Below are 22,254 nucleotides of genomic sequence, written 5' to 3' on the forward strand. Positions count from 1 at the left end.
TTTAAAACTGGACTATAGTATTAGTCCGGAAAGTTACGAATTTTGCACCGTTAAAAATAAACCCAATTACCCTAATAATGAAAAATAAATTTGCCTTATTCGCACTCGCTTTGAGTTCTTTTTACGGTTATGCTCAAGAAAAAACCAGAACGGATTCGCTAAAAGAAGTAATCGTTTCTTCTTCTCGCATCGATTTGCCTTTTGATGAGAACTCAAGAACTATTCAAATTGTGACTGCAGAAGATATCAAAAAACTCGGAATCACTAACGTAGCAGACGCTTTGCAACAAGTGGCTGGAATAGATGTTCGTCGCCAAGGAACAAGTGGAATGCAAGCCGACTTATACATTCGTGGTGGTGGATTCGATCAAACTTTGTTATTAATTGACGGAATTAAAGTGGACGATGCACAAACGGGACATCATACTTTAAATTTAGCTTTGCCTATTGAAGTTATTCAAAGAATCGAAGTAATCAAAGGACCAGCCGCAAGAATCTTCGGTCCAAATGCATTTACTGGTGCGGTTAATATTGTAACAAAAGATGTTTTCGAAAACTCATTAATCGCTAAAGTTCAAGCCGGATATTTTGGACAATTTAACGTCGAAACAACGGGTGCGATTAATTTGGAAGAAAGCAGTCACATCGTACATTTCTCTAAACACAGTTCAGAAGGATATCGTTATAATTCTGATTTTGAAAATACCAATTATGTCTTAAAAAGTCAGTTCAACAAAAAGAATTTGCCTATCGAATTACTTTCTTCTTATGCAGAACGAAAATTTGGAGCAAACGGATTTTATGGAATTCCAACGGCAACGGATCAATATGAAGAAACGCAAGCAAGTTTAGTAGGTTTGTCAACCGTGATTAAAAACGGAAATTTCACGTGGAAACCAAGAGTTTATTGGCGAAGAAACCAAGACGAATACGATTATGTGAGAAGTAATCCTTCGGCTTATCGAAATGTGCATATCACAAATAAAATTGCTACAGAGTTAAATGGTTCTTATGAATCAAAAGTCGGAACTACTGGTTTTGGTGTTGAAATGGCTAAATATTTGATTTCGAGCAATCGTTTAGGAGATAATTCAAGAGAAACGGCTTCGTTATTTTTTGAACACCGTTTTCAATTTTTCGACACTAAGTTTGATGTTACGCCAGGCGTTGCTTTTTCTTATTTCTCAGATTTTGACAATAAAGCTTTTCCAGGATTAGATTTGGGTTACCAATTAGCTTCGAACCTTAGAGTTTATGGAAATATTGGTTATACGTATCGCGTTCCTACTTATACTGATTTATATTACATTGGACCACAAGCAATTGGAAATGAAAATTTACAACCAGAAGATGCTTTGTCACAAGAAATTGGTTTGAAATGGTATACCTCAAGATTTAATTTTGATATCGCAGCTTTCAACAGAGATTCAAATGATTTGATAGATTATGTTAGACTAACTGAAGCTGATGTGGTTTTTACACCTTTCAATATTCAAGATGTAAATACCAAAGGATTTGAAGCCCAAATGGAATATCGCTTTTCTGTAAACACATTGCCACAAAAAATTAGATTAGGCTACACTTTTATTGAAGATGAAGTAAAAAGTACGAGTGCTGCTTATTCGAGATATGCTATAAATTCACTGAAACATCAAGTGGTTGGTGCTTACACTATGGAATGGTTTAAAAACTTTAGTAATTCCTTGGCTTATCGTTATGTAGAAAGAACCTCAGGGGTTAGTTACACGATTTACGATCTAAGTGCTTCGTACCAATTAAAGGCATTAGAATTATCGATCTACGCAAATAATATATTTAACACGGAATACCAGGAAGCCGGAATGATTCCAATGCCAAAAGGAAATGTTTTATTCGGGTTGAAATATATATTTAAATAGAATTAATTACGATAATATTCGATAAAGGATTACAATTTCGTAATCCTTTATGATTGTTTTTTTTAAGAATAAAGTACAAATATTCGATATTTAAATAGTAGGAACAATCAAATACTTTAAGATTTGGAGTTAAATGCATTCTCGTTTTCTTTCTGATAAATTCTAAAAATTGTTAAAACTATTTTATATAAAAACCTGAAGTTTAAAATAATTGAAATATGATAAATACAACAAGACATAACTGGACAAAAGAAGAAATTATAGCTTTATATAAAAAACCAATGATGGATTTATTGTATGAAGCAGCAACGATTCATCGAGTAAATCACGATCCAAACGTAGTTCAAGTTTCGACATTATTATCGATTAAAACTGGAGGCTGTCCTGAAGATTGTGGTTATTGTCCGCAAGCTGCTAGATATCATACGAAGATTTCTACTAATGAATTAATGTCAGTGGATGAAGTAAAAGCACAAGCTTTAAGTGCTAAATTATCTGGCTCTTCGCGAGTTTGTATGGGTGCGGCTTGGCGAAATGTTAAAGATGGTCCAGACTTTGAACAAGTATTGGAAATGGTAAGAACCATTAATAAATTAGATATGGAAGTGTGTTGTACTTTAGGTATGATTACTGAAAATCAAGCCCATCGTTTAGCTGAAGCAGGTTTGTATGCTTACAATCACAATTTAGATTCATCAGAGGAATACTATAAAGAAGTAATTTCGACAAGAGGTTATGAAGACCGTTTAGAAACGATAGCTAATGTAAGAAAAACAAATGTAACCGTTTGCAGTGGTGGAATTATAGGAATGGGAGAATCTGTAGAAGATAGGGTAGGAATGTTAGTTGCGTTGGCGTCTTTGAATCCACAACCTGAATCAGTTCCAATTAATGCATTAGTTACCGTTGAAGGAACGCCCTTAGAAAACGAAAAACCTGTTGAAATATGGGATATGATTCGAATGGTTGCAACTACCAGAATTGTTATGCCAGACACACAAGTTCGATTGTCAGCGGGGAGAACCCAAATGACAAGAGAAGGACAAGCAATGTGTTTCTTTGCGGGAGCGAATTCTATTTTTGCAGGAGACAAATTATTAACCACTCCAAATCCTGATGTTAATGAAGATATGAAAATGTTTGAAATGTTAGGGTTAAGGCCTCAAAAACCATTTATCAAAAAGATGCAACCCGAAACTATTGAAGCTGAAGATTCAGTATATCAACCATTAGGAGAAAAACCAAAATGGACTAGACCGGGACATAAAATTGAGAAAAATATTGAAGCGTCTGCTAGCAAGAAGTAAATAATGCTTTATATAAACACAAAAAAGAGTTGCATTAATGGAACTCTTTTTTGTTGAAATAGAAATTTCATAAAACTATAGCACAAAAAAAAGTCCCGATTATATCGGGACTTTTACTTTCTAGGTAGTCAAAAAATATTTTATATTATTCGATTATTGCAACTTGTGCAGCAACTTTACCTTTTCTTCCTTCTTCTTCTTCGTAGCTCACTGAATCACCTTCGTTTAAAGATTCGATGCTCATTCCGCTAGCGTGTACGAAAATGTCTTTTCCTGTTTCGTCATCTGTAATAAATCCGTAACCTTTAGATTCATTGAAGAACTTAACTTTACCTGTTCTCATTGTGTATTGTAAATAATTAATAATAACCAAAGATATACTTAATTATAATACAAAAATAAAAAACTTGGTTTTTTTTTGAAATTATTGATTCTCAGGCTCTTTAATCTTCTTTAAATCAAAGTTAAACATGCGATCTCTAGTTGCTTTATTTCTGAACCGTGAGTATAAAAATAAGGGCATCACAACGAATGTTAAGATCAAAATTCCAATTCCAATCCATTTAGCACCACCGTCTTGATCGTTACTTAGAAAGTTTCCAAAAACAACAAATCCAAGAACAATTACCAGTAAACCAATCAGAATCTTATTCATTTTATCTCAATTTTATATGTAATTCTTGCAATTGTGACTCGTCAATCGTCGAAGGAGCATCGATCATTACGTCTCTTCCTGAGTTATTTTTAGGGAAAGCAATGAAATCGCGAATCGTTTCTTGACCGCCTAAAATAGCAACTAATCTGTCTAATCCAAAAGCTAACCCTCCGTGTGGTGGTGCTCCATATTGGAAAGCGCTCATTAAGAAACCAAATTGTGCTTCTGCTTGTTCTGGCGTAAAGCCCAGCAACGTGAACATGCGGCTCTGTAAATCTCTATCGTGAATACGAATTGATCCACCACCAATTTCATTTCCGTTTAAAACCATGTCATAAGCATTCGCACGCACTTTTCCAGGGTCAGTGTCAATTAACGCCATATCTTCTGGCTTTGGCGACGTAAATGGGTGATGCATTGCGTGATATCTGCCACTTTCTTCGTCCCATTCTAGTAAAGGGAAGTCTACAACCCATAAAGGTGCAAATTCGTCTGATTTTCTTAAACCTAATCGCGTAGCAACTTCCATACGAAGTGCTGACAACTGCGTTCTTACTTTATGTGCATTTCCAGATAAGATTAAAATTAAATCTCCTGCTTTTGCATTTGTGGCTTCCGCCCAATTTTTTAAATCTTCTTGATCGTAGAATTTATCCACTGATGATTTGAAAGTTCCATCCGCTTCACATTTTACGTAAACCATTCCTGATGCACCAACTTGTGGACGTTTAACCCAATCAATTAAAGCATCAATTTCTTTTCTTGTATACGCGGCGCAACCTGGAGCAGCAATTCCTACTACTAATTCAGCGGCATTAAATACAGGAAATTCTTTATGTTTTGCTACTTCATTTAACTCCCCAAATTTCATTTCAAAACGAATGTCTGGTTTGTCATTTCCGTAGGTTTTCATGGCATAATCATAAGTTATTCTCGGGAATTTCTCTACAGTAACTCCTTTGATTTCTTGTAATAAATGACGCGTTAAGCCTTCGAACATATCTAAAATATCTTCTTGCTCTACGAATGCCATTTCACAATCAATTTGTGTAAATTCCGGCTGACGGTCTGCACGCAAATCCTCATCACGGAAACATTTCACAATTTGGAAATATTTATCCATTCCACCAATCATCAAAAGTTGTTTAAACGTTTGAGGTGACTGCGGTAAAGCATAAAACTGTCCTTCATTCATTCTACTTGGTACCACAAAGTCACGAGCACCTTCTGGCGTAGATTTAATTAAATAAGGGGTTTCTACATCACAAAAGCCTTGGTCTGAAAGATATTTTCTAACTTCCATTGACACTTTATGACGGAATAATAAGTTGTTTTTTACCGGATTTCTTCTAATATCTAAATAACGATATTTCATTCGAATATCTTCACCACCATCTGTTTCATCTTCAATAGTGAAAGGCGGCGTGTGCGATTCGTTTAAAACTGTAAGTTCGGTAACTAAGATTTCAACGTCTCCAGTTGCCATATTAGCGTTTTTAGATTCACGCTCAATAACGGTTCCTTTTACCTGAATTACGAATTCTCTTCCAAGTGATTTTGCTTTTTCAAAAACAGCTTTATCAGTTCTTTTTTCATCAAAGATTAATTGAGTAATTCCGTAACGATCACGTAGATCAACCCAAATCATAAAACCTTTATCTCTTGATTTCTGAACCCAACCTGCAAGGGTAACTTCTATATTAATATTTGAAGCGTTCAATTCGCCACAATCATGACTTCTATACATTGTAAAAATATTTTATGCAAATGTAGTAACAAATATCAATTTTATAGGTCTAATTTTAGTAGATTTGATACTACAAAAAATATAAAAAGGTAAAATATGAAAAAATTAATCACATTGTTATTACTAACAGTAGTTTCAACGTATGGTCAAAAAGCTGGTGAAAAGCTTAGTTTCACGGCAAAAATCGAAAATAGAAATTCAGATTCGATAGTTATTCGTTCAAGAGTCTTTAGTAAGACGATCAAAATTAACAAAAAAGGAGAATTTAAAGATTCCTTTGAAGTAACGGAAGGAATGTATCAGTTTTTTGATGGGATGGAAAGTTCTACTTTGTTTTTGAAAAACGGGTATGATTTGAACTTGAAGATGAATGCAAAAGAATTTGATGAATCTATCGTTTACACTGGTACAGGTTCTAAAGAAAATAATTTTTTAGCACAAAAAGCGTTGGCAGATGAAAATTTTGAAATGAAATTGGAATCACTTTTAGATGCAGATGAGGCTACATTCAAAGCGGCTTTAGAAGATAAAAAATCAAGAGATTTAGCTGTTTTAGAAAAATCAGGGATTGATGAAAAATTAGCAGGTTATATAAAACCATCAATTGTTCAAGAAGGAATGATGTTAACGCAGTATTACAATCAAAAAGTAGCAGCCAAAAAAGTAGAAGGAACACTTTCTCCAAGTTTTGATTATGAAAATTTCAATGGTGGTAAAACGAAGTTAGAAGATTTAAGAGGCAAATATGTTTATATTGATGTTTGGGCAACTTGGTGTGGTCCTTGTATCGCTGAGATTCCAAGTTTGAAAAAAGTAGAAGAGAAGTACCACGGTAAAAACATCGTATTTGTAGGTATTTCTGTCGACGTAGATAAAGACCATGAGAAATGGCAAAAATTTGTGAAAGCGAAAGAATTAGCTGGAGTTCAATTGTTTGCTGATAAAAACTGGAATTCAGATTTTATTAAAGCTTTTGGAATCAATGCTATTCCAAGATTTTTACTAATTGGTCCAGACGGAAAAGTAGTTAAAGCGGATGCTCCAAGACCTTCTTCGCCACAATTGGTTGAATTGTTAGATCAATTGTTGAAATAATATAATTTTCGTTTCTATAAAACGGAGTCCTAAAAGATTTTGAAAACCTGTTAGGTAAAAAAAAAGTCCCGATGAAATTTCATTGGGACTTTTTTGGTTTTATACTATTTTTAGAATTTCTCTTCTAGCAATTTTATTTCTTTATTTCCTCTGTTCTTGATTCTGATTTTCATTCTGTTTAGTAAGTAGAACATCACAGGAACAATAATCAAGGTTAAGAATGTTGCAAATATTAATCCGTAAATAACTGTTTTTGCTAATGGACCCCAGAATACAACGTTATCTCCACCCATATAAATATTTGGATTGTAATTGATGAACAAGCCAAAGAAGTCTATGTTTAGTCCAATTGCTAAAGGAATTAATCCTAAAACAGTCGTAATTGCTGTTAATAGGACCGGACGTAATCTTGAACGACCTCCTTCAATAATAGCATCAAAATAATCTTGTTTGCTTAAAATTGAACCTTCTTCTAATCCCAATTCGTTAATTCTTCGATCTAACAACAACTGGGTATAATCAATCAATACAATTCCGTTGTTTACTACAATTCCCGCTAAGGAAATAATTCCCATCATCGTCATAATAATTACGAAGTCATTTTGGAAAATTACCAATCCAAGGAACACTCCAATGAAACTCAATACTACCGTAAACATAATAATGATAGGTTTCGAAATAGAATTAAACTGAGCAACCATCACTAAAATAATTCCCCCCATTGCAATTAACAACGCTTTTAATAAGAACGAAGAGTTTTTTGCTTGCTCTTCCTGTTCTCCAGTAAATTTGAAGGTAGTATCTTTTGGCATTTTGTACGATGCCATTTCTTTTTTCAAAGTAGTAACAATTTCGTTTCCGTTTGAACCTTCTAAAACATTTGAATAAACGGTAATTACTCTTTTTAAGTTCTTACGTTTGATGGTATTAAAAGATGATGTATTTGTTTTTTCGATTAAGGTTGAAATGGGAACTTGTTGTAATTTCCCTGTGGCTTGATCTCTAAAAGTTACCGGCTGGTTGAAAATTGCATTGTTGTCATTTTTCAATTCCTGGTTAAAACGTACATTGATTTCGAAATCGTCTTTGTCTTCTTTAAAAGTAGAAATCTTTTCACCATAAACCGAACGACGCAATGTTTGTCCTACTTGAGCGGTTGTAACACCAAGTTGCCCCGCAACTTTTCGGTCAACGATAACTTCTACTCCAGGTTTAGATTTATTTACATCTAACTTTAATTCCTCAATTCCAGCAATATTTTTAGAGTTAATGAAGTCTTTTACTTTTTCAGCTTCGACTAACATATCATTATAATTCTCACCGGTAATTTCAATATTTATTGGGTAACCTGAAGGTGGACCGTTTTGATCTTTTTCAACAATAATAGAAACGCCTGGATATCCTTTTACAACACCACGAATTTCATTCATCAAATCACTACTATTTACACCTTTTCTATATTTGTATTCTCGCATTGAAAGTGTTACTTTTCCTCTGTGTGGCATCTCGTTTTGAGCACCACCATCCGTTTGAGGATTTCCTGCACCTTCACCCACTTGCGTTACGCCTGATTCTACCATAAAGTTGAAATTCTCTTCATCGGTATATTTATTGGCAACAGCATATACTTTTTTCTCTACTTCTTTAGTGAAAGCATTGGTTTTAGCAATATCAGTTCCTTCCGGAAATTCGATGTAAGTTATAATTTGGTTTGGCTGATTTTCTGGAAAAAACAAGACTTTTGGTTGAACAAGTCCTACTAATACAACTGAGAAAACTAAAAGTCCAACTGTTCCAAATAAGAATACATAAGGTTTCTTTCCTGAAAGGACATAACTCAAAATAGATTTATATTTATTTTCTAGTTTAACCAAGAAAACATCCATAAAATAAATTTGTGCTCGCGACAAGTAATATTTATAAACCCAAAGCATAATAGCGAAAAACACCATTAAATTTCCGATTCCTTTAAAACCATCAATATTAGCTACAAAACCTAAAATCACTAAAACAATTCCTAAACCTCCAAGAATTCCACTATAACGAATTAATGTTTTTTGCGACATTTCTTCTTCTTCCAATTTCATAAATTCAGCCGTAATCATGGCATTGATAATTAATGCTACGAATAAAGAGGAGAATAATACCACAGAAAGTGTCATGGGGAAGTAAATCATAAATTTACCGGTAGTTCCTGGCCACAATCCCAATGGAAAAAACGCGGCTAAAGTAGTTGCTGTTGAAGCGATAATAGGCCAAGCAATTTCACCAACTCCTTCAATAGCAGCTTGTTTTCGGGTTAACCCTTGACTCATTAAAGAATGCACGTTTTCTACTACAACAATTCCATTATCTACGAGCATTCCTAGCCCCATTACTAAGGCGAAAAGTACCATCGTATTTAATGTAACTCCAAAAGAAGCCAAAATAATATACGACATAAACATAGAAAGTGGAATAGCAAAACCTACGAACAATGCACTTCTAAAACCTAAGAAAAACATCAAAACTCCGATTACTAAAAGTACTCCAAAAATGATATTATTAACTAAATCATCAACTTGATTAATGGTTCTTGTAGATTGATCATTTGCCATTGAAATTTTTAAATTCTTTGGAAAATAATTGTCTTGTGCTTCTTTTACAATTTCTTTAATGCTCTCAGTAGCTTCAATCATATTACTACCACTACGCTTTTTGATATCTAGCATCACTACCGGATTGCTATATTCTCTTGCGTAAGTTGTAGCTTCTTTAGGTTGAAATCTTATGGTTGCGATGTCTTTTAAATAGACTACACCATCTTGTTTTTTAACAACGATATCTTCTAATTCTGATGGATTGCTGATTTCTCCAACAACACGAATATTTTTCTTAATTCCGTTGTTTACGACACTTCCACCTGAAATCGTCGTGTTTTCTCTTGAAACTGCTCCAACAATGTCATCAAAACTTACTTGAGCAGCCGTCATTTTATAAATATCAACGGCAATTTCCACTTCTTTATCTTGAGCACCACGAATGGCAGCTTCTTTAATTTGTGGTAATCTTTCGATTTTATCTTCTAAATATTCAGCGTAATCTTTTAATTTTTGTAAAGGAATATCTCCTGATAAATTAATATTTAAAATTGGTTGTTCTTCTGCAATATTTAGGTCGAAAACATTTGGCTCTACTTTGTCACCACCTGGCATTGTTGGCCAGTCAGTTTCTGATTTCGCTAAATCAACTTTATCTTTTACTTTTTGTTTGGCTGCTTCTACTGTAATATCTTCGTCAAATTCCACCAAAATCATTGAGTAATCTTGTAGTGTATTTGAAGTAATTTTCGTTACACCTGAGATGTTGTTGAATTCTTCTTCAAGTTTTTTAGTGATTAATTTCTCAACATCTTCGGCGGCGTTTCCAGGATTAATAGAACTAACATATATTTTAGTTTCTATAATTTCAGGAAAATCCTCACGAGGCATCGAATAATACGAAAGTAATCCACCTAATAAAATAATAGCCGTGATAACATATACGGTCATTTTATTATTAATAGCCCAAGTGGAAATCCCGAAACTCTTAGTTATTTTATTGCTCATAATAATCTATTTTGCTACTGCTTATTTTTAAGAATTTCTACAAGATCGCCGTCTTGAACGCTTCTTGCTCCATCAATAATGACAACTTCTCCCTTTTTTAAGCCCGATTTTACTTCAATATTTGATCCTGAAGTTAAACCAACTTCAATTATTTTTCTAACTGCTTTTGGTTCTTTTCCTTCTGTATTAACAACAAATATGATTTTTTCGCCAGTTGCATTTTCAGTAACGATACTTTCAGGAACCAAAATAGCATTTGGCTTTCTATAATCTTCGATCTTAAGAACAGCAACTTGATTTGGACGTAATAATTTATCCGTATTTGGCACTGCAATTTCAATACTAAAGTTTCTGTTGTTTGGATTGATATAATTCCCAATCTGTCTCACTTTTCCTTGGTATGTTTTTCCGATAGATTTAATTAAAACATCTACAACAGCACCGTTTGTAATCTTTCCGATGAAACTCTCAGGAACATTCGCCGTAACATACATATCAGATAAATTCACAATACGCATTAACGGTTGACCCGGACCTACAACCTGACCTCTTTCAATAATAACCTCATCAATAACTCCAGTAAATGGTGCTTTTACAACTGTTTTTGAAACTTGCGCTTTCATTTGTGCAACAGATTTCAATTGAGCTTCATAATTTGTTTTGGCTTGTAAATATTGAATTTCTGAACCAATTTTTTGATCCCAAAGGTTTCTTTGACGTTCAAACGTAGTTTTAGCTAACGCCGCTTGAGTTTCTATTTGTGCCAATTGATTTCCTAAACCACCATCATCAATACGTGCTAAAGTTTGACCTTTAGTAACATTCTGACCTGATTTTACAAAAACCTGTGATAAAACTCCTGAAAACTCAGGATAAATAATCAAGTTTTGTTTGGTGTCAATACTTCCTTGAATCTCAATATAATGTGAGAAGACATTATCTTTAACAATTGATGTAGTAACGATTGATGTTTTCTTTAATGTATCTAATTCGGTTAGTGCCAAATCTAATTTTGCTAATTCAGCTCCAACCGCATCGTATTGCTTTTGAATTTGTGCTCTTGTATCTTTTATTTTGGTAATGTTTTTCGAGGCAATCGCTTTGTCTACAGAAGCTGTTTTTGCATCTCCACTACAAGCTGTAATCAATAAGCCTAATAAACTGATGTATACTATTTTTTTCATTTGTAGTTTTATTTTTTGTTCGTTAATTTGTCTAAGGTTGCTTTTTTGTTCATTACGTCAATCATTGCTTGCAAGTAATTCTGTTGTGCAGTGTATAATTGGCGTTGGGCTTCGGTAAATTCAAAACTGCTCGAAATCCCTTCTTTAAATTTAATTTGTTGTTTCCCTTCTATACGTTCGGCTAATTTTAAATTACTTTTTGAAGCGCTATATTCTTCAATGCTGTATTCGTAATCTGTTTTAGCTTGCTGATATTGCAATTTTAAACGTTGTTCGGTTTCGGTAAGTTGCGTTTTAGATTGGTCGTAAGCAATTTTAGCTTGTTGCGTTCTTGCTCGGTCTCTAAAACTACTGAATATTGGTAAACTGATATTTACGCCAAAGTTTGAATAGTTATACCATTTTTGATCTGTTGTTAAGAAATCAAATTTATTTGCGAATGTATTTGCACCATAATTTAATTGTGCACCAATTGTTGGTAAAGCTCTAAAACGTTCTAATTTCAACATCAAACGTTTTACTTCTTGTTCATTTTTTTGAATTCTAAAATCAATTGAATTTTCTGAATCAAATGTTTCAGAAAGCACTGTTAAATCTACATTTTGCATAGCCAAATCATCTAGTTTTTCTGTAAGAATTACTTCTGATTCGATGTCAATTCCCATGGCTATTTTTAAAAGATTAAGTGCGATTTCAGCTCTTTTAGTTGCATTAGAAAGTGAACTATTTAATTGTGTCAACGTGATTTGTAGTTGCTCTACATTTTCTTCTTCAACTAAACCATTTTTAAAAGTTTCTGTAGTTTCAAACAATGTTTTATCTAAAGTAGTCTTGTTTTTATCTAAAATTAAAATACTTTCTTTCGCTAACAAAACGTTTCCGTAAGCATTTGTTACCATCTCTTTAATTTCAAAAGCTGTTTTTTCTTTAGCGTTTTGAGAAACTTGTAGATATACTTTAGCGGATTGTAACGCTACAATATAGGAACCATCAAAAATCAACTGATTCAAAGTTGCTGAAGCATTCATATTGTGTTTTGTTCCAAAAGCAATTGTTGAAATCGCATTTGGATCACCATTAGGATCAAACGCATTTCCTGAAACACCCTGAACTTGAAAATCTAAGTTGTTTAGGTATTGTAAGTTACTCGTGATTTGGGGAAGACCAGAAGCGGTTGTTTCCCATTTTTTTTGCTTGGCAATTTCTATATCACGATTCGCATTGATGGCTGCATAATTATTTTCAACAGCGTGTTCAATCGCTTGTTGCAATGTAAAACTATAAGTTGTTTTCTTTTCTTGGGCATTTCCTAAAAAAGAAAGCAACAATAAAGTTACTATCAGTTTTTCTTTCATAGCTGTATTTCTATTTTTGCAAAGGTACATTCGAAATTTGAATTTCAAATAATTTATTATTTTGACCACTATTCAAACTAATAGCCGCAACAAGCGGCCATTAATAATTAATATTTAAAGTATGAATTAATGTTTCGGGGTGAAGCCGTCATCACTAATTTCTTTATGTTCATAATCTGCAACCATTAGATTTTTGTAATCTACCACTTCGTCTTTCCCGAATTTGCGTTTTATGCTTTCGAAAATTGCATAAACAACAGGCACAATAATTAAGGTTAAGAACAATGAAGATAATAATCCTCCGATAATTACCCAAGCTAATCCGTTATTCATTTCGGCAGCTGCTCCATCAGCTAATGCAATTGGCACCATTCCTATAACCATCGCAATCGTTGTCATCAAAATAGGACGTAAACGTGCGTGATTTGCTTGCACTAAAGCATCGAAAGTAGATTCACCTTCCGCTTTTCTGTGGTTAGCAAAGTCAACTAGTAAAATAGCATTCTTGGTAACGAGACCAATCAACATAATAATACCTAAAATGGTGAAAATGTTTAAAGAGTTGTTAGTTAAAGCTAAAGCAAGCAAAGCTCCAATAAACGATAGCGGAATGGAAAACAATACTACGAAAGGTGTAACGAAATCATCATACAAAGCAACCATTACTAAATATACTAATACAATTGCTGCTAACAAAGCTATTCCTAAAGTACCAAATCCTTCCGACTGGTTTTCTTTGTCGCCACCCCAAACGTAGTTTACACCTGTAGGACGTTCCATTTTAGAGAATACATCTTCCCATTCAGTTGCAATTGTTCCTGAAGGTTTTCCTACAGATTGTGCTTCGATTGTAATTGCTGTACTTTTATCTCTTCGCTCTAATATACTTGGACCGGAACTTTCAATAATATCTGCAAATTGAGATAGCTTTACTTGTTGTCCTTGATTGTTGATGAAAATTAAATTATTTACATTATCAATGTTTGAACGATCATACTCATTAAAACGAATGTTGATGTCATATTCATATTCACCTGCTCTGTATTTTCCATCGGTATTTCCGTTGAAAGCAGTTTGCATTGTCATTCCCACAGTTTGAAGGTTTAAACCTAAAGACGCCATTTTATCGCGGTTTACTTCCACTTTAATCTCTGGATTTCCAGCTTCTGAAGTTAATTTCACTTCCGAAGAACCTGGGATCTTTTTCAATTCAGCTGCCGCTTTTTCAGCAAATAACATTACATCATCAAAATTTGGACCTGTAACAGTTAATGCAATCGGCGCTTTATCAGCTCCTAATAAACCCATAGGAACTGTTTTTACTTTTGCGCCAACCAATACGCTTTCTAATTGACGTTTGATTTTTGCAGCATATATAAAGGAGTTGTCATCACGTTTCGATTTTTCAACTAACGAAATTAAAATTTCAGATTTATAAGCTGTTGATTGTGAAGCTCCCATTCCACCACTGGTTTGACCCACGGTGGTAATCATATCTACAATATTTTTATCTTTCTTTAGGTATTCTTCTGCTTTTTGAGTCATAAAGTTCGTTTGTTCAACCGAAACGTCTTTTGGCATTTCAATTTGAACTAAGAATTCACCCTTATCGGTTTTAGCGAAGAATTCACCTCCAATAAAGCCGCCACCTAATAAGCCAAACACCGAACCAAAGAATACAAGAGCAATCAATGCTAAAGTCGTTTTCTTGTGGTGTAATGCCCATTTTAAAATAGTCGTTACAGTATCTGTAAAACGTGCTAAATATGCTTCGAAACCTAAAATAACTTTACCAAATATTGATTTGTTATTCAAAGCTTCTAATTTTCCATATCTTGAGAATAACCATGGCACAATTGTAAAAGAAGTCAGTAAAGAAAGCAACGTAGCAATAATTACCGTTACACAGAATTGTGTAATTATATTAGAAACTAATCCAGTACTTAATGCAATAGGTAAGAATACCACCACAATTACTAAAGTAATAGCTGTAACAGTAAATCCAATTTCTGCTGCACCATCATAAGCTGCACGCACTTTGTTTTTACCCATTTCCATATGACGGTGAATGTTTTCTAATACAACAATAGCATCATCGACCAGAATACCAACTACTAATGATAATCCCAATAAACTCATTAAGTTTAAAGTATAGCCCATTACGTAAATTCCAATAAATGTTGCAATTAACGAAGTAGGAATACAGACCATTACAATAATAGCGTTTCTGAAACTGTGTAAGAAAAACAACATTACAATCGCCACTAAAATAACAGCTAAGAATAAATCGTGCATTACAGAGTTTGCAGCCGTTAAAGTAAACTGACTGCTATCATTTGCTACTTTTAATTTTAATTCCGATGCTTTATAATCGTTTTCAATTTTAGCAATTGCTTCATTAACTTTTTCACTTACTGCAACCGCATTCGCATCGGATTGTTTAATAACTTGCAGTAAAATTGAACTCTTTTGGTTAATTCTTGAAATTTTAGAAACATCTTTTTGCGCATCTTGCACATCAGCTACATCACCTAAACGTATTTGAACACCTTTATTTGAAGCAATTACTAAATTTCGTAATTCTTCAATCGATTTATATTTTCCAGACAAACGAATTGTTGTGCTGTTTTCTCTCGTTTTAATATTTCCGGTTGGAAAATCTAAATTTGAAGATAAAACGGCTTGTTGAATTTGCGGAACAGACAAGCCGAAACCTTGTAATTTTGTAGCATCTAAGCTTACTTTAATTTCTCTTTCTTGACCACCTATTAAATTTACTTGCGCAACACCAGGAACACGAGAAACAATAGGTTGGATTTTTTTATCCAATAAATCATAAAAAGTACTTTCGTCCATTTTTGCAGTCGCACCAATAGTCATAATCGGTAAATCACTTAATGAGAATTTACTCAAAGACGGCGGATCTACATCATCTGGTAAATCTTTTAGTACGGCATTAATTTTACGTTGTGCATCATTTAAAGCATTATCAGCATTAGCATCCGAAGTTAATGTAATCATTACAACCGAAATACTTTCATATGATTTTGACTCTAATTTCTTGATGTTTTCCATCGTGGAAACGGCATCTTCAATCTTCTTAGTTACTGTGTTTTCAACTTCACTTGGCGAAGCTCCTGGATAAATAGTGGAAACAGTAACCACATTGATTTCAAACTTTGGAATCAATTCATAGCTCAACTGATTGTAACTAAATAGTCCACCTAGCAATAATATTGTGAACAATACAATGATTATTGAAGGTCTTTTAATTGATATATCTACAATTTTCATAGTTCTACTTTAATTAGGATCTTATTTTACAATAGAAACTTTAGTGTTATCACTCAAGTTAATTTGACCACTTGTTACTACTACATCGTTATTTTTTAAGCCACCTAATATTTCTACTTTATCCCCAAAAACTCTTCCTGCTGTTACTTTTTTCAAAATAGCAATTTCGTTTTCAACAACAAATACTTGATTACTGCTCACACTTCCCACAAATGCATTTCTTGGAATAGTCATTAGTTCTGCTTGTTTTTCATTGTTCGAGCCAAATAAAACTGAACCATACATTCCTGCTTTAATATCATTATTAGGATTGTTTGTAATAGCAACTTCAATAGGGAAATTCAAAGAAGCATCAGCTTTTGGAGCAATAAATGTAACTTTACCTGTGAATTCTTTATCAGGATACACACTAGCTTTTACTTTTACTGATGAGCCTACTTTTAATTGTGCAATTTGGCTTTCACTAACCGCAACTTTTAATTTTAATGAACTTAAATTTACGATCTCAAACATTTGCGTTGGAGGCATTGCTGACAACATTGTTCCTACTTCAATATATTTTTTATTGATGATGCCGCTAAATGGCGCTTTTACTCTTGTGTCTCCCACATTTATATTCGCCTGCGTTAATCTAGCTTTTGCATTCACCATATTAATTCTCGCTTGGTCTAATTGTTGTTTTGTTACACCACCAGTACTAAAAGCACTTTCAAAACGATTGTAGTCATTTAATGTGTTTTGGTAGTTAGCATTTGCAGTTTGAGCTTCAACGTTTACAACATCACCTCTAATTACTGCTAAAGTCTGCCCTTTTGCCACAGCATCACCTTCTTTTACTAAAATACTAACCACTTTTCCAGAACGTTCCGCAGCAAAGTTTAATTCTTGTGCAGGTGCAAAATTTCCATTTGCTATAAAGTTATCTTCAATAGGTCCTGTAGCTACAGAAGCTACGCGAACTGCCACAGTACTATTTTCTTGCGCTACAATTGCAGTTGCAGCAGCATTTTCTTTTTTGTTATTTATTAGCGTAAAGACAGCTGCTCCAACTAATAATACAGCTAAACCGATATAAATTATTTTTTTCATTGGTATTTTTTTTATTTGTTTGAAAGAGTGTAGCGTATCAATAGTTGAAATCTACAATTCAATAGTAGGTTAGTTTAATAAGGTTTTTAATTCTCCTTTAGATTTGATAATTTGAATTTCAGCTAATTTGTATTCTAATTGTGCTGCTGTATAATTGTTTTGAGATTCTGTTAAAGCATTTTCAGCATCTAACAACTCCGTTAAAGAAGCTAATCCGTTGACATAGTTATTTTGTGTGTTGTCTAAAACTTCTTTGGCCAATTTCATGTTTTGTTCCTGAGTGCTTAAATTGATAACACTGTTGTTAATTTGCGTTTTGGCATTTTCAAATTGATAGTTTAAAGCTAATTTGGCATCATTAATATCTTCAGCAATTTTTTCTAAACTAATGTTAGCTTGATGCACTTTTGAACTAGTAGAAAAACCGTTAAAAAGAGGAATTCTTAAGCTTAATCCAATAGAGGAGAAGTCAGACCAATAAACGCCGTCAGAAGGTTTTGCTAACCAAGGAAATTCTTTACCTAAACCTTGATAGCCATAATTAGCATTTAAAGAAAGCGTTGGATAATATTCAGCCTGAAACGCTTTTTTTTGGTAACTTAATAAGGTTTCTTGTTTTTTTAATAAAGCCATTTCTGTACGATTAGAAACATCTGTATTTTTTTCGAAAACAACAGCGGTAACTTCCATAGTGTTTTCTGGTAATTTTATGGCTTGCTCAATTGCCATTCCTATAAAAAACTTTAGCGTATTTTCTTGTAATTGAACAGCATTTATCAATTGTTGTTTTGCTGCTTCAAGGTTACTGACTTTTACAGAAATTCGATCTAAATCGATTTTTCTAGCTAAACCATTTTTGAATTGACCGTCAATAATATTTTTTACTTTGTTCGTTGATTCTAAATTGCTTTCTGCAATTTTTAGCTTTTGTTGGTACACATAAACTTGGTAATAGCTTGAAGATACTTTTTCAATCAATTGTTCTTCTGTTAATAATTGATTGATTTGATAAAACTCACGAGTAGATTTAGCAGCTTTTAATCCTGTAAATACCTGTTGATTAAATAAGTTTTGAGAAAAGCTTGCTACAGCATTACTATTCCATTCCTGACCAAAAGGCACTAAAATTACTTGTCCAGGTTGTCCAAAAAACTCTCCAGGTAACGCGCTTTCTTGTAAAATTGGATTATACGTTAATCCTCCTGATAAATTTATTTGCGGTAAAGCCATTGCTCTAACTTCTGCAATTTTATACTTGCTATTTTCTACTTCTAACTTCGCTTTTTTTGCATCGGATTTATTTTCAATGGCATATTGCAAAGCATCTTTTAAAGTAAGTTCTTTCACATCTTGCGCTTTTAAAACAAATGCAAATAGCATAAATGCGATTATAAAACTATTTTTCATTTTTGATATTGTTATTTATTTGTTTTTCTAATTCTTGTATGCCTTTTTCTGTTGCAATAGCTCGAGTATGATATTCTAAAGCCTTCAATTCTAAAACGGTTGCTTCTCTTTCTAAAAATGTATTTTCATTGATGTGAAAAAGAATTACATAATAAAATTCTACAACGGTTTCAATGTCAATATTCGTCCTGTAAAAACCTTCTTTTATTCCTTTTAGAACGTTTTGTGAAAAAGCGGTGCGGTAGGTTTTAATTTCATCGTCCATCATTTTTTTATAAATTTCAGGATAATGTTTTTTTAGTTGGAAAGCTGGAGAATGGTCAACTGCTTGAAATATCTCTTTAAATTTTTTACGCATTTCATAATTCTCTTCAATAGCATTGAAGTTTTGTTGCGTGACTGCGCTCATTAAGTCGCGAATCTTCTTTTTTACTACTTGAGTTCCTTCCTCAATTAACACTTCTTTATTGCTGAAATATTTGTATATCGTTTTTTTTGACATACTCATTTCCGTTGCAATATCATCCATAGTGACGCTCTTAAAACCAAGTTTCAAAAACATTTCGGTTGATTTTGCTATAATTTTATTTTTTATTTCACACATAGTTAATCGCTTAAAAATTCGAAGTTTCCTGTTGCATTTATATTTTTTCCAAAGGCTAAACCGTTGATACTTATCTGTTCGTCAACGCCTAAACCGAAATCTTTTTTATCAATTTCTGTTACGATTTCAAAAACAACTTTGGATGGTCCAGTTTGATGTATTTCAGTTTTTACAAAAGCTTCTAGTTCCACGATTTTTGTGATATCGTTTAAAGTCACAGAGACTTTTAAAAAACTAAGATCATCATTGATTCTTTCATAGGAAAGAGATTTGAATTGAAGGAATGTTTCTTTTCTTCGCTTCGACAAACCTTGAGAATCTAATCGTGTAATTTTATTGTCGTCCTCTAAGATTAAGTCAAATTGTAAAGAAACACTTGATACAGTATTGTCTTTTACAACTACAAATCCAGATGAATTGTCAATTTTATTTTTTAAATAGGAATCAATGTTTTTTCTAATCTTGATTAAGAAGTAGGATTGATCTTTGTTTAGTTTTAGAGTTAGCGCTTGCATTTTGATTTATTTTAACGGTACAAATGTATGAAGGAAACTTTAAACACCAAAATAGTTTCCAATGTTTTTTAATAAATTTAACATTTGTGTAATCTTGGTTGTGCGCATTATTTGAAGTAATTTAGCCAAAAATTAAATTCTATGCATTCGATCTCCTATTATCAAGAGAAAATGGCTAATCATTTTTCTCAAATTGTAGCTAATAAAGAGCCTAAAAATTTATATGAGCCTATTTCATATATTTTATCGCTTGGCGGAAAAAGAATGCGTCCGGTTTTGACATTGATGGCTACAGAAGTTTTTAATGCAGATTGCGAGCAAGCTATTCCGGCAGCGACAGCAGTTGAGGTTTTTCATAATTTTTCTTTGATTCACGATGATATTATGGACGATGCGCCTTTGAGAAGAGGCCATCAAACAGTACATGAAAAATGGGATTTAAATACCGGGATTTTGTCTGGAGATGCGATGTTAATTTTAGCTTACCAGTATTTTGAGGAATATGAACCAAGTGTATTTCAAAAATTAGCTAAATTGTTTAGTAAAACTGCTTTAGAAGTTTGCGAAGGACAACAATATGATGTGGATTTTGAAATACGTGATGATGTTACGATTCCAGAATATTTGAAGATGATTGAATATAAAACCGCAGTTTTAGTGGGTGCGGCAATGAAAATGGGAGCAATTGTAGCTAAAACGTCAGAAGAAAACGCAAATTTAATTTATGATTTCGGACTGAATTTAGGCATTGCCTTCCAGTTGCAAGATGATTATTTAGATGCTTTTGGTGATCCAGAAACTTTCGGGAAACAGGTTGGTGGTGATATTATAGAAAACAAGAAGACCTATTTATATTTAAAAGCAATAGAATTTGCAAAGCCAGAAGATAAGCAACAATTAGTGCATTTGTTTTCGATTCAACCAAACGATAGTACAGATAAAATTGAGTCAGTGAAAGCTGTTTTTAATAGCTCGGGAGCGAGTGAAGCGACGAAAGGAGCAATTAAGAAATTTACTTTTAAAGCTTTTGATACGTTAGAAAAAATGGATATTGAAGCCGAAAAGAAAGCAATTTTGAAAGCTTTTGGAGAGAATTTAATGGGAAGAAACGTATAAAACTTCAATTATTTAAATCCCAAATTCCAATGGGAAAGTAAATGTTTGGAATTTGGAATTTAACTTTTGCAATTTATGAATTACAATCCACCAGTAACTATTGATGCTTTGATTTCGCAGGCAGAAGAAGAGCATTTGTACTTCAAACTGATTGAGCAAGCCAATAAAGATTTTAATTTGGCCAATGAAGCATTAGACGCTCCAATGGATATTTTTCCATTCGAATTTCAGCATTTGGTAAAAGATAAAATCTACAAACTCCTGCAACATAAGTTTACTGAATATCTAAATTTACTCTACATTATCGATGTTTCGGAAGCAGAAATAAAAAACTTAGACGGATCTGATTTGATGGAATTAGCTGAGCAAGTCGCTTTTTTAGTGCTAAAACGCGAATGGCAGAAAGTCTGGTTCCGAAACAAATATTAATTCTTCTGTAAAATTAAATTTAGAGTTCCCATAATTAGAGCTGCTCCAATATTAGTGGAACCATATGGATTGAAGGAATCAATTCGATTTAAATCCATTATATTAATTGTCGAAAACGTTTTTGTATTGCTTAAAAAATAATTATCACCCACTTTTGTGTAGTTACTGTTAATCCGGGTAGCTGAATTATAACTACTGAAGCTATAATTGTTGTTGGCAAATGAGGATTTCCAAATAAATGGCTTGAAAGTCGTTTGATCATTAAGTTTATAGCTTTTTAAATTTGCATGAAGTGTGTCACTTTGTGCAAAACCAAAAGTGCAAACAAAAAACAGTAAGTATAATATAGATCTCATAATTTATTCTTTAAAAAAACACGCGTACAAAAGGCATAAAAGCTTGTCCGTAAATGTTGTCACTGTCTTTATGTAAAACATTATAGCGAATACCAAACGTAACGTTTTGATTGCGATAACCAGCACCTATAAATAAAGCAGTGTTCCAGAAATCCTCTGAAGCGCTTCCGAAATTGTCTTTAAAAGTTCGGTTGACTCTAAGTTGTTCTAATTCAGTTGAAAGCTGTAATTCTTGAATTGGGTTAAATAACGCTATTAAACTTCCTCCATACATATTAGCTTGGTAGAAATCTTTTTGTTTTACGTAGTTGTACTGCGCGCCTAAACCTGCTGCTATATAGGGATTAAAGTTGTAGATAGCTGATGGCGCTACCATAATGTCAGTATAGTTATTTCCCAGCCCTAAACCTAGTCCGCCACCAAACTGAACACGATTCCAAAAATCTCCTTTTGTGCTGATTTCTGGAGTTTCTTGTGCAGAAATTTCAGATTTAATTCCAAATAAAAACACAATAGTAAGTAAAACTGTTAAATTAATTGTGAAATTCTTTTTCATAATTCGATTTTAAAAAAATTAATACTATAAAAGTATGAAAATCATTGATAGATTGACATA

General features: G+C 33.1%; 18 protein-coding genes. 5 read left to right on the top strand and 13 right to left on the bottom strand.

The window, feature by feature from the left end; genetic code table 11:
* Positions 1–77: 77 nt before the first annotated feature.
* Complete coding sequence (locus tag ACFSX9_RS08535) at positions 78–1,898, top strand: TonB-dependent receptor plug domain-containing protein (RefSeq protein ID WP_379806631.1); 1,821 nt, start codon at positions 78–80, stop codon at positions 1,896–1,898.
* A gap of 221 nt (positions 1,899–2,119) precedes the next feature.
* Complete coding sequence (gene bioB / locus ACFSX9_RS08540; protein WP_379807071.1) at positions 2,120–3,205, top strand: biotin synthase BioB; 1,086 nt, start codon at positions 2,120–2,122, stop codon at positions 3,203–3,205.
* Between the two features lie 145 nt (positions 3,206–3,350).
* On the opposite strand, the gene ACFSX9_RS08545 is transcribed toward bioB, so the two are convergent.
* The 3 genes from ACFSX9_RS08545 to aspS all read right to left on the bottom strand — a co-directional run bounded on the left by ACFSX9_RS08545 (position 3,351) and on the right by aspS (position 5,607).
* Positions 3,351–3,548 (bottom strand): cold-shock protein, encoded by a 198-nt coding sequence (locus ACFSX9_RS08545; RefSeq protein ID WP_322551352.1) that lies wholly within the window; start codon positions 3,546–3,548, stop codon positions 3,351–3,353.
* 81 nt (positions 3,549–3,629) lie between these two features.
* Positions 3,630–3,860 carry a hypothetical protein gene (locus ACFSX9_RS08550; protein WP_379806633.1) on the bottom strand — a complete coding sequence of 77 codons (231 nt, stop codon included), beginning with the start codon at positions 3,858–3,860 and terminating at the stop codon, positions 3,630–3,632.
* A gap of 1 nt (position 3,861) precedes the next feature.
* Complete coding sequence (aspS, locus tag ACFSX9_RS08555; RefSeq protein WP_379806635.1) at positions 3,862–5,607, bottom strand: aspartate--tRNA ligase; 1,746 nt, start codon at positions 5,605–5,607, stop codon at positions 3,862–3,864.
* A 96-nt stretch (positions 5,608–5,703) separates the two neighbouring features.
* Between aspS and ACFSX9_RS08560 the strand changes: the two genes are divergently transcribed.
* Complete coding sequence (locus ACFSX9_RS08560; protein ID WP_379806637.1) at positions 5,704–6,702, top strand: TlpA family protein disulfide reductase; 999 nt, start codon at positions 5,704–5,706, stop codon at positions 6,700–6,702.
* Positions 6,703–6,812: 110 nt separating this feature from the next.
* On the opposite strand, the gene ACFSX9_RS08565 is transcribed toward ACFSX9_RS08560, so the two are convergent.
* The 8 genes from ACFSX9_RS08565 to ACFSX9_RS08600 all read right to left on the bottom strand — a co-directional run bounded on the left by ACFSX9_RS08565 (position 6,813) and on the right by ACFSX9_RS08600 (position 19,737).
* Positions 6,813–10,289: an efflux RND transporter permease subunit gene (locus tag ACFSX9_RS08565; protein ID WP_379806639.1), complete on the bottom strand. Its 3,477-nt coding sequence runs from the start codon at positions 10,287–10,289 to the stop codon at positions 6,813–6,815.
* Between the two features lie 14 nt (positions 10,290–10,303).
* A complete protein-coding gene (locus ACFSX9_RS08570; RefSeq protein ID WP_379806641.1) occupies positions 10,304–11,473 on the bottom strand; it encodes an efflux RND transporter periplasmic adaptor subunit in 1,170 nt (389 codons plus the stop codon).
* Between the two features lie 8 nt (positions 11,474–11,481).
* On the bottom strand, positions 11,482–12,828 hold the full coding sequence (locus tag ACFSX9_RS08575; RefSeq protein WP_379806643.1) for a TolC family protein: 1,347 nt from the start codon (positions 12,826–12,828) through the stop codon (positions 11,482–11,484).
* Between the two features lie 126 nt (positions 12,829–12,954).
* Entirely contained in the window at positions 12,955–16,122 is a 3,168-nt protein-coding gene (locus ACFSX9_RS08580; protein WP_379806645.1) for an efflux RND transporter permease subunit, read from the bottom strand.
* A gap of 21 nt (positions 16,123–16,143) precedes the next feature.
* Complete coding sequence (locus tag ACFSX9_RS08585; protein WP_379806647.1) at positions 16,144–17,211, bottom strand: efflux RND transporter periplasmic adaptor subunit; 1,068 nt, start codon at positions 17,209–17,211, stop codon at positions 16,144–16,146.
* Between the two features lie 69 nt (positions 17,212–17,280).
* Positions 17,281–18,618: a TolC family protein gene (locus tag ACFSX9_RS08590; protein WP_379806649.1), complete on the bottom strand. Its 1,338-nt coding sequence runs from the start codon at positions 18,616–18,618 to the stop codon at positions 17,281–17,283.
* Entirely contained in the window at positions 18,608–19,222 is a 615-nt protein-coding gene (locus tag ACFSX9_RS08595; RefSeq protein WP_379806651.1) for a TetR/AcrR family transcriptional regulator, read from the bottom strand. The genes ACFSX9_RS08590 and ACFSX9_RS08595 overlap by 11 nt, the downstream gene beginning before the upstream one ends.
* Before the next feature lie 2 nt (positions 19,223–19,224).
* Positions 19,225–19,737 carry a YceI family protein gene (locus ACFSX9_RS08600; RefSeq protein ID WP_379806653.1) on the bottom strand — a complete coding sequence of 171 codons (513 nt, stop codon included), beginning with the start codon at positions 19,735–19,737 and terminating at the stop codon, positions 19,225–19,227.
* A 141-nt stretch (positions 19,738–19,878) separates the two neighbouring features.
* Here ACFSX9_RS08600 and ACFSX9_RS08605 point away from each other — a divergent pair, with 141 nt between their 5' ends.
* On the top strand, positions 19,879–20,853 hold the full coding sequence (locus tag ACFSX9_RS08605; RefSeq protein WP_379806655.1) for a polyprenyl synthetase family protein: 975 nt from the start codon (positions 19,879–19,881) through the stop codon (positions 20,851–20,853).
* A gap of 75 nt (positions 20,854–20,928) precedes the next feature.
* Positions 20,929–21,282, top strand: a complete 354-nt coding sequence (locus ACFSX9_RS08610; RefSeq protein ID WP_379806657.1) for a hypothetical protein — start codon at positions 20,929–20,931, stop codon at positions 21,280–21,282.
* On the opposite strand, the gene ACFSX9_RS08615 is transcribed toward ACFSX9_RS08610, so the two are convergent.
* Both ACFSX9_RS08615 and ACFSX9_RS08620 read right to left on the bottom strand, forming a co-directional pair.
* Positions 21,279–21,638, bottom strand: a complete 360-nt coding sequence (locus tag ACFSX9_RS08615) for a hypothetical protein (protein WP_379806659.1) — start codon at positions 21,636–21,638, stop codon at positions 21,279–21,281. The genes ACFSX9_RS08610 and ACFSX9_RS08615 overlap by 4 nt on opposite strands.
* Before the next feature lie 10 nt (positions 21,639–21,648).
* The gene (locus ACFSX9_RS08620) at positions 21,649–22,194 is read right to left on the bottom strand and encodes a hypothetical protein (protein ID WP_379806661.1); all 546 of its coding nucleotides are present in this window, start codon (positions 22,192–22,194) and stop codon (positions 21,649–21,651) included.
* Positions 22,195–22,254 lie beyond the last annotated feature (60 nt).

Source organism: Flavobacterium ardleyense (assembly GCF_042686085.1).
Lineage (GTDB): Bacteria > Bacteroidota > Bacteroidia > Flavobacteriales > Flavobacteriaceae > Flavobacterium > Flavobacterium ardleyense.